This window comes from Paenibacillus sp. 2KB_20, assembly GCF_052115765.1.
In the GTDB taxonomy this organism is placed as follows: Bacteria; Bacillota; Bacilli; order Paenibacillales; family Paenibacillaceae; genus Paenibacillus_AQ.
This window is the reverse complement of sequence record NZ_JBFRHH010000001.1, coordinates 1,026,076-1,042,758: the sequence shown is the minus strand read 5'-3', so window position 1 is coordinate 1,042,758 and position 16,683 is coordinate 1,026,076. Positions and strand designations below refer to the sequence as shown.

13 protein-coding genes are annotated in these 16,683 nt (G+C 50.9%); 12 read left to right on the top strand and 1 reads right to left on the bottom strand.

Features of this window, described 5'->3' with window-relative positions; translation table 11 throughout:
- The first annotated feature begins 4 nt into the window (after window positions 1–4).
- From AB4124_RS04875 to AB4124_RS04835, 9 genes are all read left to right on the top strand, one after another.
- The gene (locus AB4124_RS04875) at window positions 5–301 is read left to right on the top strand and encodes a DUF2577 domain-containing protein (protein WP_441971648.1); all 297 of its coding nucleotides are present in this window, start codon (window positions 5–7) and stop codon (window positions 299–301) included.
- A complete protein-coding gene (locus tag AB4124_RS04870; RefSeq protein ID WP_441971455.1) occupies window positions 298–711 on the top strand; it encodes a DUF2634 domain-containing protein in 414 nt (137 codons plus the stop codon). Before AB4124_RS04875 ends, AB4124_RS04870 begins: the two co-directional genes overlap by 4 nt.
- Window positions 704–1,762 (top strand): baseplate J/gp47 family protein, encoded by a 1,059-nt coding sequence (locus AB4124_RS04865; protein ID WP_441971454.1) that lies wholly within the window; start codon window positions 704–706, stop codon window positions 1,760–1,762. The genes AB4124_RS04870 and AB4124_RS04865 overlap by 8 nt, the downstream gene beginning before the upstream one ends.
- The gene (locus AB4124_RS04860; protein ID WP_441971452.1) at window positions 1,759–2,304 is read left to right on the top strand and encodes a YmfQ family protein; all 546 of its coding nucleotides are present in this window, start codon (window positions 1,759–1,761) and stop codon (window positions 2,302–2,304) included. Before AB4124_RS04865 ends, AB4124_RS04860 begins: the two co-directional genes overlap by 4 nt.
- Window positions 2,305–4,953 carry a hypothetical protein gene (locus AB4124_RS04855; protein WP_441971450.1) on the top strand — a complete coding sequence of 883 codons (2,649 nt, stop codon included), beginning with the start codon at window positions 2,305–2,307 and terminating at the stop codon, window positions 4,951–4,953.
- Window positions 4,954–4,964: 11 nt separating this feature from the next.
- A complete protein-coding gene (locus AB4124_RS04850; protein ID WP_441971449.1) occupies window positions 4,965–5,549 on the top strand; it encodes a hypothetical protein in 585 nt (194 codons plus the stop codon).
- A 19-nt stretch (window positions 5,550–5,568) separates the two neighbouring features.
- Complete coding sequence (locus AB4124_RS04845) at window positions 5,569–5,706, top strand: XkdX family protein (protein WP_441971448.1); 138 nt, start codon at window positions 5,569–5,571, stop codon at window positions 5,704–5,706.
- A gap of 279 nt (window positions 5,707–5,985) precedes the next feature.
- On the top strand, window positions 5,986–6,438 hold the full coding sequence (locus tag AB4124_RS04840; RefSeq protein WP_441971446.1) for a phage holin family protein: 453 nt from the start codon (window positions 5,986–5,988) through the stop codon (window positions 6,436–6,438).
- Window positions 6,425–7,207 (top strand): glycoside hydrolase family 73 protein, encoded by a 783-nt coding sequence (locus tag AB4124_RS04835; RefSeq protein ID WP_441971445.1) that lies wholly within the window; start codon window positions 6,425–6,427, stop codon window positions 7,205–7,207. Before AB4124_RS04840 ends, AB4124_RS04835 begins: the two co-directional genes overlap by 14 nt.
- 297 nt (window positions 7,208–7,504) lie before the next feature.
- Here the strand turns inward: AB4124_RS04835 and AB4124_RS04830 are convergent, their stop codons facing one another.
- Window positions 7,505–12,466, bottom strand: a complete 4,962-nt coding sequence (locus tag AB4124_RS04830) for an alpha/beta hydrolase fold domain-containing protein (RefSeq protein WP_441971443.1) — start codon at window positions 12,464–12,466, stop codon at window positions 7,505–7,507.
- A gap of 585 nt (window positions 12,467–13,051) precedes the next feature.
- On the opposite strand from AB4124_RS04830, the gene AB4124_RS04825 reads away from it, so the two are divergent.
- From AB4124_RS04825 to AB4124_RS04815, 3 genes are read left to right on the top strand one after another with little or no spacing between them, the layout of a single operon-like run.
- On the top strand, window positions 13,052–14,467 hold the full coding sequence (locus tag AB4124_RS04825; RefSeq protein WP_076324747.1) for a deoxyguanosinetriphosphate triphosphohydrolase family protein: 1,416 nt from the start codon (window positions 13,052–13,054) through the stop codon (window positions 14,465–14,467).
- A gap of 24 nt (window positions 14,468–14,491) precedes the next feature.
- Complete coding sequence (locus tag AB4124_RS04820) at window positions 14,492–15,442, top strand: MsnO8 family LLM class oxidoreductase (protein WP_441971440.1); 951 nt, start codon at window positions 14,492–14,494, stop codon at window positions 15,440–15,442.
- 16 nt (window positions 15,443–15,458) lie between these two features.
- A complete protein-coding gene (locus AB4124_RS04815; protein WP_441971646.1) occupies window positions 15,459–16,433 on the top strand; it encodes a TRM11 family SAM-dependent methyltransferase in 975 nt (324 codons plus the stop codon).
- The last annotated feature ends 250 nt before the right edge of the window (window positions 16,434–16,683 follow it).

The window sequence follows — 16,683 nt, the reverse complement described above, 5'->3', positions numbered from 1 at the left end:
AGTGATGCTGGATATTATCAAAAAAGCCAGTCTCAGCGCCGTGGGAAGCACAAACCCGATGGCGGTGCTGTATGGCACAGTCACATCAACACATCCTCTCGAGGTGAACGTGGATCAGCGTTTCAGCCTAACGGAGGATTTTTTAGTTATCGGAGAATCAATGACCGAGTACAAGTTGAACATTGGCGGCGCGGAGTATGTAATTCGAAAAGGGCTGGAGATCGGTGATACGGTGCTGCTCATTCGTTACCAGGGCGGGCAAACGTATCTCGTGCTGGATCGGTTGGTGAAGCCGTCATGATTCCGCAGGGAGGAACGCTGCAACCGGGTAGCGAGATCGTGGAAACACTGGAGCAGCCTAGTCTGACGTATGACTTAAATCTGGAGGAAGGTACGATATCCGGTCACATTGACGGTCTTGAGGCCGTTAAACAGGCTGTCGTAAAAATCCTTCAGACACGCCGTTTTGAACATCTGATCTACAGCAGTAACTATGGGCAGGAGCTGGACTCCGTCATTGGCCGCGACCCACTGTGGGCCTATGCTGAAATCGAACGGCACATCAAGGAAGCGCTGCTGCAGGATGACCGCATTTTGTCGGTAGATGATATGAATATTACCTTTGTGGGCGATCAGGCCGTGGCGGAATTTACGGTCCGAAGCGTGTATGGGGCTTTCAATATGACCAAGGAGGTGAGAGAGGATGGTTGAGGAACAGACGTACGAAGCAATTCTGGAGCGGATGATGGACCGTATTCCGGATGGAATGGATAAAAGGGAAGGCAGCATCATCTACGATGCGTTGGCACCTTCTGCAGCTGAGCTTGCCCAGATGTATGTGGAATTGGGGTACTCCATGAACTTGAAATTTGCCGCTACGGCCTCGGGCGAATTTTTGGATCGGAGTATTGCATGGTCGGGTCTGACCCGGAAGCAGGCTACAAAAGCACAGCTGCTGGGACACTTCTCAGGCAATAACGGTACCGCGGTAGATGTGCCTCTAGGGAGTCGTTTTTCATTGGATCCGCTGAATTACAAAGTCATCACTCGTCTGGATGCAGGGCAATATGTTCTCGAATGCGAGACAAGCGGGAAGGAAGGCAACCGCCGATTCGGCGCGCTGCTTCCGCTGGAATACGTCGAAGGCTTGGTGAAGGCAGAGCTAATGGAGCTCTGGGTGCCAGGCGAAGATACCGAGTCGGACGAAGCGTTATATGACCGATACCGCGAAAAAATCTCCCGGCCCGTGACCAGTGCAAACCGGAATCAGTATGAACTGTGGGCGAGGGAGAAAGCCGGGGTTGGCAAGGCCAAGGCTTTTCCGTTATGGAATGGTCCGGGCACCGTCAAGGTGGTGCTGCTGGATAACGAGATGCGATCGCCTACGCCTTCCGTTGTGGAATCGGTGCAGCAGTATATCGATCCGACCATGGATGGCATGGGGGAAGGCGCAGCTCCTGTCGGTTCGGTTGTCACCGTTGTTGGGGCGGCTGAAGTGCCTGTCAATATTGAAGTACAGGTTACGCTGCTCGATGGAGCCGGCATGGATGGCGTGCAGGAAGCGATTGAGCAGGGGGTGCGCCAGTATCTGAAAGACCTGGCTATGTCCGACCCGTTGGTCCGGTATAACCGGATTGCCAACGTGATTTTGGACATACCAGCAGTCATCGACTACGAGGTATTGACCGTAAACGGAGGTACGGAAAGCCTTCCGATTGAACCGGAAGCGGTAGCTGTCTTAGGGACGGTGACAGTCCGATGAGTAAAGCCGAAGCCTGGCTGGGTTACCTGCCGTCCTTTTATCACGATGTTCGAGAAATGAAAGCCATTGCCGGAGTCGAAGGGGCTGAGTTGGACAAGTTGGTGCAGGAACTGGAGGATCAGTTGGACCAGTATTATCCCGAAACCGCTACGTGGGCGCTATCCCGGTTCGAGCAGGACTTGAACATTCCGGTGAACCTCTCCAAGCCGATCGAGCAGCGTCGTTCGGTCATCATTTCGAAGATGCGGGGGAGCGGCAAGGTGTCTGCCAGCATGCTCAAAAATGTGGCGCAAGCCTATGAGCGGGGCAGCATCGAGGTATCCGTCCAGCCAGCGGAGTATAAAGTGACGATTCATTTTCAAGATACGCTGGGCATCCCGCCGAATTTAAGTGATTTGAAATCGGCCATCGAGGAGATCAAACCAGCGCATATTGCGGTCGATTACGCACTACGTTATCTCACCATAGCTGAAGTGGAGGGCATGACCTTTGAGGAAATATCAGCAACGACACAAGACAGATTGTTGGGAGGAGGAGCCTAAATGACGAATCCGGTTACGCCGAATATCAGGTTGAACAAAATCGATCGAACCTCGCCGTCCACGACGTATTTCGATCTGGAGAAGTATATTGATCAGAACGCGGATACCGTAGATCGGTTCGCGGGTGAAAGCAGCGAGGCCATCGGCGCATTGGAAAAGCGTCTGGACACGGAAGAGCGCAGGGAAGTCATACTGCAGCCGGGGCTTCAGAACGTGAACGCGGAGCGGAGCGCGCCTTTTAAGTTGAGCGGGATTAAAGGTCGGACGTTGGTGAATTTGTTGGGGCGGGATGGGAATTTTGAAACTCTTCAAAGTCCTAATGGAAATGGTGCTACACTTACACTAGATAAAACTAACTTCACTTCTGGAAATTCATCAGTAAAGGTTACAAGCAACGGAAATTACTCTAACTTTGCGTCAATAGGAATATTAATTAGTCCTCTGATAGATAAAACTAAATATTATTTAATGGCACTAGATGTGAAGAATGGTGATTCTGAGGAAGGAAAGCTTTACTTAGAGTTGCAACCCAACCAAGCCAGCTTGGAAGGTAATTCAGTAACATCCGCTCATAAATTCGAGACGTCCTTTATCAGAGTAAGCCCTGACGAAATGAATGGAGTTACAACCATGTATTTGCATGGATATTTAGTAGGAACAGGCGGTAAATTTGCATATTTTGATAGTTTTAGAATATATGAGATATCTGCCGAGGAGTACACCGCACTTGGCAGTATGACACCAGAACAAGTCGACGCTGAGTATCCGTACGTCGATAGTGTTAAGCCTGTACGAAATCCGTATGCGATCCGGTACGGGGAGAATCTGTTGCCGCCGTTTTATGAATGGACTCCTATAGGAATCACAGAAGGTTCAATAACTGAACCTTATGCAGCTTACTTTAAAGTTACTAATTCCCAAAACGCTTTTTATTATATTGACATGAAATTGCCAGCCAATACAAAGTACACATTTAGCGCAGAGCATAACGGTTATTTATCAGTGACAGATCTCATCAGAGAAACAACTATACTAGATAATACGTCTGCGCAATCGGCAACTTTTACCAATATAAATGAAACGACTGTCCGAATATATGCTTCTAATGTCTATAGCGCACCAATAAACGGAGCTTATCACTTCAAAAATCCGATGCTTACACTAGGCTCCACGCCTAAACCGTTCAAACCACGCGAAGACTCAATGCTCGCACTGCAAACGGACTTATACGCCAATCCGGTGATAGGCGCGAATGCCGACGAAGTGTTCGAGAAGGACGGTCAGTATTTCAAGCTGGCGAAGTGGAAAAAGCTTATTTTAGATGGATCCTTTCCGTGGATACGAGGTAGTCAAAAAGAAGCAGGATACCAAAGTGTTTACTTTGAATCTGATGATCTTAATTATGTCACGGGTATAGGAACTGCAACAAAGTTTGATGGTAAAATTATACCTATAAAAGATTGGCATTCCAAAACAGTGGTAGATGAGGCTGCAATCTATCCTCAAGCTGGTAAACGAATAGTTTATCTAAAAATACGAAGCTCAGACAGCGGATGGGGCGACAACTACACGCCGACGCCTGACGAGATTAAGGCGTATTTTATGGGCTGGGTCATGTATGACGGCTCACTTGCAAATGGGAACGCTGGGCCGGATAGTCCGCCAGGAAATGTATATGACGGTACTGGCTCGAAAGCTTGGTGTTATCGCTCTGATGGAGTGTCCCGAACCTTCACAGGACCAACAGCAACGTTACCAACAACCCAAGCTCCAAACTGGAGGCCTTACCAACTCGTATACCAACTCGCCACGCCAACGATCGAGCCTATCGTTTCCGAAGGTATGCTGACGTTTAATGAAGGCGACAACCAGATCGAGGTTGGAACGGGTCTTGTGCTGAGGGAGAATGTTAAGCCTTCATCTGGTTTAGACACATACGCACGGATAAATGATTACTACGCATCATCTGGCTCATCGTCAATTCTGTCAAATAAAACCGAGCTTATTACGGCTGTATTCGTCAATGGGAGTAAAGATCCTCGGTGGTTGATTGGAAAAGCAGAGGCAGGAACAACAGTTAACGGAAAAAGTTATGCTTATACTACTGTAGATAAATATAATCCTTCCGCAACCTATTCCGTCACGTACCTGATGCTGGACAAGTCGCCAATCGTCCCATTCACCGGATCATACGCAGCTAACGAAAAGTCTGTACTTCAAGAGCTGACCGATTCAGTGCATCAGAATACGTCCGCTGTATCCGTGCTGATGAATAAGAAGGTGGACAAGGATCAACCGGGATGGATTACTCCGACGTTGTTGAATGGGTGGGAGCCTTATTCAGATGGTGCGGAATACCTCGGATATCCGACGATACAGTACAGAAAAGACTCCCAGGGTTTCGTACATCTTAGGGGATTAGTAAAAAAGGGGGCGAGTTCTCCCAGTAACCTATTTTACCTTCCAGAAGGATATCGACCAAATCAAAATGTTACATTTGTAACGATTTGTTATAGCGGAACGTTCCCCGAGCAAGTAACTAGAATTAGAATTGGAACCGATGGGGCAGTTACGTATATGTACGGACCAACACTATCAGAGCCAGCGTCTTGGTTGTCCTTAAATATACCGCCCTTCACTTTAGAATAAGGAGGTATCACATGAAAGCCGTACCCAAAGTAAATACAGACGGCCTCTATTTAGAGGATACGCTCGTGGACGATGCCTTTTCCGGTGCCGTCCCTTTTTATGCGCCGGTTATTCCGACGCTGCCCACTGATCCGGGCGAAGTTGAACTAGAGACAGCACCAGAAGACGAGCAGCCGGAGGATACGCCGGAACTGGAAATCGCCGGATTTATCGTAGGTATCCCGGTTATTCCTGGCTTGTACCGTCCGCGCTTCGACTTGGCGGCGTGGGAGGCGTACCAGGATACGGAAAGCTCCGTTAAAGACGCGTTTAAGTCAGAATATGATCAGTGGTCAGCATTACCCGAGGAAGAACGAGGGGAGCCGCCAATCTATCAAGCACCGATGCAACCGACGTTATGGATCGAAGGTCTAACCCCGGAAGAAATCGAGGAGCTAACTAGACCTCAACCACAGGAACTTAATGAAGTGGATCGCTTAGGTTCTGAGATGGTTGCGCGGGAGCTCGAGGCCATGGAGCTACGTCAGCAAAATGAGGCGCAGGGCGCTCAAATTGTGGGGCTTGAATTACGGTTGTTATCACTTGAGAATAGCTGATCGAAAGGAGCGGAAGACGATGTTTGAGAACGATTTTGAGCGCTTGAAGTACTACTATGAAAAGAAGTGGGCGCAGAAGCCTCAATTGAGACAATATGTTGCGTTTGGCGTGATCACTCCCGAAAAATATGAAGTCATCACTGGCGAGGCTTACTAAACGCTGCTTTGAATTACTCTACAGAAGACTTCAACGAAGAAGGCGGAATCATGCTGTAGAAGCGGAGCGGTCGCCTTTGTCCACGGATTTTAACCCTATCCATAAATTTTCAGGAAAATCTGTGGGCAACAGCGATCGGAAGCATGATCCGCAGGCGAAGTGGTGTACTGCCCAAAAGGTTTATCTCTGTTATAGCAGCTATGAATAACTTCACTCCAAGCCCTCGGCTCCTCCGAGGGCTTTTTCACAACTTCAAAACCATATAAAGGAGGAACAATTATGTATGAGCACATCGGTCAACTGTTTAAGATGCTGGTGGCGGGGACGGGGGCCGTGACAGGTTACGTCTGGGGCGGATGGTCGCTGCCGATGCATCTGTTGTTGTGGTTCGTGGTGATCGATTGGTTGACCGGATGGGGCGCGGCCTGGATGAACGGCGAGCTGCGCAGCCGTATTGGTTATACTGGGATTGCACGCAAAATGACCATATTTCTCATCATTGCCCTGATGCATCTGGTGGACCAGGTGCTGGGGGAGATGAATTATTTTCAGAATACCGTGATCTTCTTCTATCTCGCGAATGAGCTGCTGTCTATTATTGAGAACGTTGGGAGAATGGGGATACCGATCCCCCAGTCCCTGCGTAATGTGGTACAGGTATTCCAGATCAAATCCGAAGAAGGAGATAAGCCAACCGCACGAAAGGAGGAGAAAAAGGATGAAACCCTCTGAATTTATAGCCAAGCTGGCACCTATAGCCAATCAGGACATGCGTCAGTACGGGGTGCCTGCTTCGCTTACGCTTGCTCAGGCAATCCTGGAATCCAATTGGGGATTGAGCGGTCTAACGCAAAAAGCGAACAATCTGTTTGGCATCAAAGGAACGGGGCCGGCGGGAAGCGTCACCATGCAGACAACCGAATACCGGGGGCAGACGCCCTATACGACCAATGCCCAGTTTCGTAAGTACAACAGCTGGAATGAATCGGTTGCCGATCATACCCGGCTGATCTTGAACGGCACACGTGACAAGCCGCAGCGCTACCATGGCGTATTGTGGGCGGATTATAAAACGGCTGCGACCGAGATTTGGAGAGGGGGCTATGCCACAGACCCCAATTATCCGAAAAAGCTCATTTCCATTATGGAGCAGAACTCGCTCTATCAATATGATGTGCCTAGTCCAGAGGAGGAACGTATGAAAATCGAACAATTAACGGCCGAGCTGCAAAAAACACAAGAGCAGATTCAGCAGCTTAATAAGCAATATGCTTCTGCGATGAAACTGCTAACGGAGCAAAGCAATACCATTCAGCAGATGAACGTAAGGCTCAAGGCAGTTGAGACAGAGAAACCGGCGAAAGTTCCATCTTGGGCAGAACCGGCAGTACAAGCTGCACAGCAAGCAGAAGTATTGCATGATCCTAAGGGTAGCTACGATTTTTACCGAATCATGACCGTGCTGCATCGTTTGGGGATTTTCGATAGTCCGAGCAAGTGATACAAAAATTAACATGGCAGCTGCTCTCGCAAGTTCCATCTATATAATGAGGCGTTTTTTGAGCTGTGTTGAACAATAAAGCTGCCCAACCGTTTAGGACGGTATGGGCAGCTTTTGTTGTTTATATCAGTTAGTGTTTTGCTAGCATCTTCATGCTCGATTATTCATTTCCGGAATGTGCTTTTATAGTGTGTTTGAGCCGTCTTTACTTTCTCGGCGCAATTCACGTTCGCTTATTCCATAAACCCTGTGTCTGTGCATACATATTCATATTAAAAATTCACTACCTAAGTAAGCTCACTTCACCCTCACCGTCCCCACCGCCTGCGCTTGGTTCCCCGCATGGTCCGTAACGGTATAAGTCACCGTGTAGATTCGGCTCCGTCCGCGCTCCGATTTCTCAGCTCGCAGCCGGAAATGGGTATCATAGGTACCGAACTCGGCATCTTGAATATTCGGTCCCCGGTCGCCTTCCTTATCCTTGCCTTTACTGTTGTTGTTACCCGTGTCCTTATCTTTACCGTTCACAATCTCCGATGTATCTCCGCCATGCCCCTTGCCGCCCGCACTCTCCACGGTAATGGAGGTTAGAGTGATTGATGCAACGCCAGAGCCTTCATCGCTAGATTCGAGGTCAGCGTAAATATCGACCATTTTGCGGTTTGGCGCCTTCAATACGGAAGGCGAGAGTGTAACCTTCAGCACCGGGGCGATTTTATCGATGTTCGATACGGTGGCCGTCATCGTACCTTCGTTACCGTTCTCATCTGCATACTCAAATGTAAATGAACCGTTCTCGGTAAATTTGTATGTTGGAGATCCGCTGTTATTGGTAACGGTAAACGGACGATTCGACACCAAGACTGCAACAACGTCTCGATTCGTCGGGGCCGTCGTGCTGTACTCCAGGCCCACGGTGAGATCGGTATACGTGACGCCAGGGGCTACCGTAAAGTTCTCGCCGATGTTGTCCAGCGTATTGCTGCTTAGCTTGATATTCTGGCCAGCCTGGAGCTGAATCCCGTTGCTGTTCCCGGTAATGGTATTGTTCAAAATCTGCACATTCTCCGGGTCTCCGGCTCCAATACCGCCCGCGTTGGTGTCCCCGTTGTCATGCTCGAGCAGGATGCCCCAATAATGCTCGGCCGTGTTCTGACGGATCGTGTTGCCCTTGATGATCGTGCCCGGTCCGTTCAAAATATGGATGCCGGCAGCATCCGGAATATCGACGGTATTTTCGATTCGGTTGTTCTCAATGATGGTATCCGGTGAGCCCATGGATACGACGATGCCTTGCCGCGCGTTGCGGATCGTGTTGTCGTGAATATAGTTTTGCGGGCCGGATTTACTATGATTGGTCGGAGCGGTCCCCCCGGTATTCCCGATGCCGATGCCGCCGCCATACGGCATGTCGGTGATCAGGTTATCGTGGATCTCGTTAAAATACTCCAGCTCCCCATGCAGATCAATCGCATCCAGCCGGACCTGGTGGAATTCATTGTGCCGGACCACATTGTTATGGGCTACATATTGAATAAGTGCCCCGTGACGAAGATAAGGCCCCTCGAAGGAAGAGTCCTCGACCAGATTCCACCTGGTATCATTGGCAAAACCGTTTCGGTCGACCTTCGGTACGCCTTGAATGGATACGCCGTATCCGGCACCGCCAGGTCCAAGATCCGTGGCATTTCGGAACGTGGTGTAACGGACGACGATATCATGGCTGTTCTCGATGCGGACGCCCATGCGGCTGAATTTCTCGATCGTCACGCTGTCGATCGTGATGTTGTACGAAGGCGACTCGCCATAATTGGCGGCAATGATCATCATGTCAGGACCGCCTGCATCCGGATTGTTGATTCTGTGATCCGTCGTATATTGACCCTCCCAAGCAGATGTCAGCGTCAGGTTGGAGATGGTTAGATCATGCTGCTTGGCGGATCTCAGCATCGTACTGTTCCGAACCTTGTTCAGCGAGGTTTTCAGGATCGCGCCGTTCTGGCTCTCGCCCCGTAAATTAACCTCGGATTTCAGCATCAGATTGGTCAGTCCATCGGGTGCACTTTTTAAGTTGTATACCCCATTCGGGAAAAATACCTCGTCTCCCGGGAGCGCTTCATCCATCGCTCGTTGAATCGCCGGTCGATCGTCCGCAGCATTGTCTGCAGGATCAGCCCCGTAATCGACCACGTTCAGTGTCCTTCCGGTTGCAGCAAAAGCCTGATGCACAGGATGGTCGCTGCCGTCCGCATTTTTCATGCCGGGAGCGGTAAAAGGAACCGTACCCTCCGGCGGCTGCGGTACAAAATCCGGTATTATCGCCACAGGCGTATCCCCGTTAGCAAAAGGCGGATAGATATGGACTTCCGTCAGACTCGTGTAGGCACTGCCGTCCGAATTTCCGCGCCCGATCAGCTTCACGTAACGCGCGCTCGTATTCGGAACGTCAAAAGGCTGCATCGCGGTGGTGGTACCGCTGCTCGAACCGTTGAAGAGGGGAGACCAGGTTACTCCGTCATCGGAGGTTTCGATATCGATCTCCGTCGCCCGAGCGTCCCCTTTATAGAAGGCGATGCCAAGATAGCCGATGTCCCGGGCCTCGCCCAGATCAAACATGATCCACGGACCGTCGCCGGCCGCTGACCAGCGGGTGTACAGATTTTGGTCCAAGGTATTATCCTCGATGTTGCCGTCGCTGCCGCTTGCCGTGACTGAGGCCACAGGCCAAGGCGCTAAGGGAGCACTAAGCGTCGTAACTGATAACGTCAGCGGAACCGGACTGACGTTTCCGGCGGCATCGACGGCCTCGACCTTATAGCTGTACTCCGTGTGCGGAGACAGTCCTTCCATTTCATAGCGGGTGATGTCGGAGCCCAGTTCCGTTACTTTGACATCGTTTTGATAAACGTTATACTTCGCAACCAACTTGTTGTCTTCTGCCGTCGGCCATGCCAAGTGCACATAATCTTCGCCAATGCTACTGATGGACAGACGGCTTCCGTCCGGCCAGGCCGGTGGCGTATTATCCTGACTGGAATCCACCAACTCGCTTACGACCAGCGCAGGTCTTGGATTGCTGGAGCCGTTGGCTTCCTTGGTATAGATATTGACGCTGACACCGGTATGGTTCGCATCTGCAAGGAGAAACGATACGCTGCCATTCGCAAGACGGCTGCGGACATAGTCCGTCACATCGACGCTGTACACCTCCGGGCGCCCGCTATTCTCGGCCTTTACCGTAAACGATCCCACATAAGCGGCCGGATCGAGGCTCTTCGTGGGCGCATTATTCCAGGTCAGCTCGCTTTCGTTCCAGGCTATATTCTCGATCCCGTAGAGGGAGAGCTCCAGGTCCGTGTTGCTGGTGCCTTTTTTCGCGGCGACCTGGAATTCGTAGCGGTAGTCCGGATCGCTCAGGGTGGAAGCATCGAATTTGAAATAGACAACCTTTTTGTTGGTTGTACCGGACGATACGCTAAAAAGGCCAAGGCTTGTGCCTGTAGCGGAATTGATATTGGTGTCGGGTTTGGAACTGTCGATCAGGGCATCGTCCGAGGGCACCAAACGGCCAACCTCAACGGGGATGCCCGTAGAGGGATCGATTGGGTCGGTGGGGTCCGTCGGATCAGGGGGCGTGTAGCCGTCTTTGTAGAGGATCGGCGTTGTTACTTCCAGGTTCTTCACGTGCTGATCCATGAAAGCCCAAGCTTCCGCATCTGCGGTTGACTTGGCTTCTCCGGTAAAACCATGACCCTGGCCGGGCACGATCTCAAAATCCACGACCGGAACACCGGCGCTTGTCAATTGATCCGCGAATGTCACGCTGTCGGTGTAAGGGATGGTGGCGTCCGCGTCACCATGCCGGATCCAGAACGGCGGATCATCGGGAGTGGCATATGTCCCCGGCATGGCAAGCCGAGCCTCAATCGGGACGGACAGGGCGTTATGCCCACCGAGCAGCTTTGTGACCGAGCTGTAGCGGTCGGCAAAATCGGTCGTGAAGTCTGCCGGTCCGTACCAGTCCACCACCGCCTGAACCTTGGTGGAGTATTCCGGCCAGCCTCCTGCGCCTTCGATATCGGGAAGATGAACGGTATCCCCAGTATCCAGCGTGACCGTATCCTCGATGGTCAGGTCTCCGGTCGTTCCGAGCAGGGATGCGAGATGCCCGCCTGCCGAAGTTCCCCAGACGCCGATCCGGCTCGGATCAATGTGGTATTGCTCGGCATGTGCTCGCAAATAACGGATGGCCAGCTTCACGTCTTGAATCTGGGCCGGGTAAGGCGCTTCGGGAGTTAGCCGGTAGCTTAAGGAAACGCCGATGTACCCGCGTTTAAGGACATAGTTGCAGATGCTGCCGAGAGCGTTTTTGCGGTCGCCTTTATTCCAGCCTCCGCCGTGAATGTAGATCATGACCGGCATAGGCTCGGCTGGCGGAGTGCTCGGAACGGCAATGGACGTGAAGAGATCCCGATCGCCGGCTTTACCGATCAAAACGTCCTCATAGAGGGTTACGCCTTCCGGCGCAGGGTATGGGCCCGTTTCGGTCGGCGGGGGTTCAGGCACGGGATCGATCGCAGGCGGAATGCCCGGTATGGCCTGACCGGACAGCGAGACGCTGTCGATATACATATTGGCGTTCATCGGATCACCTACCCGGAACTGGATTCGCACGTTCGGATTGCTGCTGGCTTCCGGCGGCAGCGTCCAGGTTTTCATCGTGTTGGATTCGCTGCGAGGCGCTTCGGGCGTTCCCGGGGCCAGCTTGAAATCCTCCAGTATGCTCCAGGTCGCTCCGTCGTCGCCTGACCACTCGGCAACAATGCTTCCGCTGACATAGGATGAGGCTCTCGTATAATAACTCAGCTTAATGTTGCCATAACCCGTCGTATTGACGGGCAGATAGACCGAATCGGTCACGTCGATTTTCATGAGGTTCGGCGTGGACGGCGCGCTGCCGGATACGGAGGTTTTGGCTTTACTCCCGCCATCCCCGGTCTGAACCCAAGGCAGCGGGATGACGACGCCGCCCGTGGTTCCGTAGCGGTCCGAATCAAAGTTATCGGAGAAGAAGCGAATATCTGGCCCTTCTGGTTCCGGCAGGGGATCGGAATCCGAGGCAACAGATTCATCTGTAAGATCGAATTCTGAAACCGATTGTGCAGATACAACAGGAAGCTGCCCTGGGGATGCCATGATGCTTATGGTGATCAGCAGGCAGAGGATTAGGCATGAGATTCGGTTAAGTGTCTTCTTCAACGTTCCATCCCTCGCTTTTCAATTTGTGATTGAAGCGTGTTTAAGAAAACCCGAGGAGTAGGCGCTTGACTGCCCCCCGGGCATAAGAAGCCCAATGAATGTTAGAGGTGCATGTGGGTATAGGAGAAGAAGGTGGCTTTGACATGGTCGGACTGATTCGGGGTGGTATCGGATTTGCTTTATGACTCTTATGGAATATCATTTCCCTCCTTTCCGTGGCGCGCTTCAAGAAGCGAATGACAGCGCTTACCTAACAACGTATCAAGAATGCAAGCATAGGTCTTGTGTTAATCCTATAAGCGCTTGGCGTTTTTGCATAATGGAAGATTCATTGACGTTTATACCCTCCCGAGGGTGTAAAAATAGGGCCGTGGAGACTGGAGTCCATCTTTGTATAATTTGCTCCACCCATCGCCTTGACGGGAATATCGTGCTTAGCAGATAGTGTCTGACACAATTCGGGTATACAAGGAGGAACGGGTTTTACTTAGGAATCATATTTTTCTTCAGCTGCCGGATGGCATATAATCTAAAGAACGAATGGTTCCGAATCGACCCTATACAGATAAAACAGGAGTGGGATAAATGACACTGAATGAGCTTAGAGAGCATCGCCAATACCCGGAGCAAACGAAGTCGGATGCTTCACGCGCGGTATACGAGCGGGATTATTCGCGCCTGATCCATTCGCCGACGTTCCGCCGGCTGCAAGGAAAATCACAGGTATTCGGTGCTGGCACCGGCGATTACTATCGGACGCGCTTAACGCATTCGCTCGAGGTGGCGCAGATTGCGCGCGAAGCGGCACGGAGTTTGAGCCGCCATTATCCCGAAGTGATGCCGGATCAGGCGGAGAACGCTGGGCTGATGATTGATCCCGAGGTGGTGGAATGCGCGGCGATCGCCCATGATTTTGGGCATCCTCCATTCGGCCATAAGGGCGAAGAGGTGCTGCAGGGCATTCTGGATAAGCTAATTGACCGCAGAACCGAGAAGGAGCTGACGCGTCAGCCGGGTACGCCGACGCCGGAGCGGGCTGCCGAGGTACAGCAGGCGATGCGACGTAAATATGAGCATTTTGAAGGGAATGCGCACAATTTTCGGCTGATCATGTTTTTGGAGAAAAGAGAGAATGTCAACGGACTCAATCTGTCCGATGCGGTGCTGCTTGGCATCAATAAATATCCGTTCTCCGGGTTGGATAATCATAAAGGGATGTACCGGCATGAATGGGATTACATCTCCCAGATTCGGAAGGAGTGGCAAATTCCCGGCACGCATCGAACGCTCGAAGCGCAGCTGATGGATCTTTGCGATGACATCGCCTATTCCGCGCATGATCTGGAGGATGGCATCAAAGCCGGGAAGATCGAGGTGCACGAACACTTTTTGCGGGACAGTCACCTGAACAAACTGATCGTGGAGAAGATCATGACGCTGGAAGACGAGGTATGGAAGGGATGGACCAAGGAGCAGATTCATCCGAAGGTGGATACGGTGCTGGACGAGTTTCTGAAAATCTGGAACGAGAAAATGCCGACCTGCGAGAATGACTATTCCCGTACCCGGCGGGAGGTCAAGGCCTACTGGGTCAGCCTGTTTGTAGGCAGCTTGGGCGTAATTACGAACGGGGATTGGAAAAAGGTGACGTTTGTCAAAGACGGTGTGGAAGATGAGGATATGCTGCGTACGGTCAGCGTCCTGAAGAGTTTCGCTTGGGTGACTATGATTCGCGACCTGCGGGTTCAGCGCCTGCAGAAGCGCAGCGAATGGATCATCAAGCGCTTGTGGGATGCTTTTCTGGATCCTGTTGCGTCAACGGCGATTATTCCGTCCGACTGGCTTCAGCGTTATGAGGCGGATCAGAAGCGGACCCAGCCGATCTGGACGTGGGAGCATATGGTGATTGATTATATCGCAGGGATGACGGACGCTTTTGCCGAGAAAATCTATAACGAGTTATATGGACTCAAGGTAGGTTCGATCTATGATTTGGATTAGGATCGGCGGAAAAAGGGGGATGGCATGAATAGCCAATTGAAACTGAGCGTGCTTGACCTGGTTCCGCGTTTGGGAGAGAGCTCGTTCGAAGAAGCGTTGCAGCAAGCGGTGATACTGGCACAAAAAGTGGAAGCATGGGACTACGGGCGCTACTGGGCGGCAGAGCACCATGATCTGGAGCATCTGTCCTGTGCATCGCCTGAGATTTTGCTGTCCCATATCGGTGCCAGGACAACGCGCATCCGGCTCGGCTCCGGGGCCGTGCTGCTGCCCCACTACAGCCCGCTAAAGGTGGCGGAGAATTTCCGCATGCTGGCTACGTTGTATCCAGGGCGAATTGACCTTGGTGTCGGCCGTGCACCCGGCGGCTCAGCACATACATCGATGGCGCTGAGTGGCAATTTTCTAGCTAACGTTGCAGATATGCCGAATCGCGTACAAGCCCTCAAGGCACTGTTGAGCGATTCCTACGCCTATGAAGATGTGCCGGTTACAGCGAAGCCGGTTCCCCGCATACCTCCTGAGCTTTGGATGCTCGGTACAAATGTGAAGAGCGCAGCCATGGCCGCAGAATTCGGAACAGGTTATGTGTTCGGGCAGTTCATGAGCGACAAGAATGGGGCGGAAGTTCTGAGGACCTACCGGGAAGTATTCCAACCGTCATCACTTCTGGATCGACCAAGAAGTATCATGGCCGTCGGGGTGATCTGCGCTAAGACCGAGGAAGAAGCGGTAAGGCTAACCGAAAAAGCTTCGATGCCCGGTCCGGGGCTCCCAGAAGGTCAGACAGAGAACGATAGCTATAGTCGTCTTTTAACTGGCACACCTGAACAAATTCGGGCTAAGCTACTAAATATGTCGGTACAAGCTCAATGTAATGAATTTCTGGTGTTTACGCCAATGGATAGGTATGAAGAGCGATTGGAATCGTTCCGACTTCTAGCGGGGGCCATGTTAGATGAAATCAATGAATGAAAGAATGATGACAGGTATGATGAAACATGAAAACTTGAAGAACCTGATTCTTGACATGGATGAGCAGAAATATATTTATACCTATGCCTGCCATGAGTCGGAACAAGAGCTATGTAGTATGGAACTGCGAGAACTTCTGGGTCATGAACCTGAAACAGGAATCTCCTGGGTTCAGAGTGAGCGGAAGATCAATCCGGACAGAAGCCCATTTATATCCGCAAGAATGGATGTTATTTTCACTGAGGACACCATTCAAGAGATGGCTGAACAAGCTGCTTCCATTCAACTTACCGATTCAACCTTCAAAGTGGTTTATATGAAGGCAGGGGACAAGCTCAGTTATGAAGAGCAGCGTACAATGGAGCGGATGGTAGGAGGTCGAATTACTGGTAAGGCTGCTATGAAGTCACTGGATGTAACCTTGGGACTTCTGTTCCATAAAGGCAGTTGGATGCTGGGGATATGTCATTATCCCGAGCGCACTTGGTTATCCCACAAGCAAAAACCACAAAATTTTTCGACAGGGCTTAGCTCACGAGTTGCACGCGCGCTAGTAAATATAGCCGCACCTGACACTGAGGGTGTACGGATGCTGGATCCTTGCTGTGGTATGGGAAATGTATTGATTGTGGCTTTATCTATGGGGCTGAGTATAGAAGGCTGTGATATCAATCCACTCGCTGTCCGGGGGGCAAGAGTGAATTTGCAGCATTATGGGTATTCCGATCAACATGTTTCGCTTCGGGATATGAACGATTTGGTCGGTCATTTCAATGCTGCCATATTGGATTTGCCCTACAACGTCTGCTCGGTGCTTCCGCATGAAGACCAGCTGCGGATGTTAACCAGTTTGCGAAGATTGGCTGATCGGGCGGTTATTGTGAGTACGGAGTCGCTTGAAGGTCCGCTTAACGAAACAGGCTGGCAAGTGTTAGGACATATCCAAGTATCAAAAGGTACATTCGTACGTGATATATGGCTGTGCTCATAGGCCGATAAGCATATGTGAAACAATTATGTAAATGAATCAAATTTCATAATTTCAGTATTTTATAAAATTCGATTCTGATTGAAGCAGTAAAGAGATTATGAAATTAATACAAATATATACTTATTCTACAAATAACGACAAAATAACACCGTTTACAAATATGTAAATATAGGAATATAATTGGAGTCGTCGGATAAACATTACCTATTATGGTAAATATTATCCACTACTCTGGACTTAGTAGTCAGGT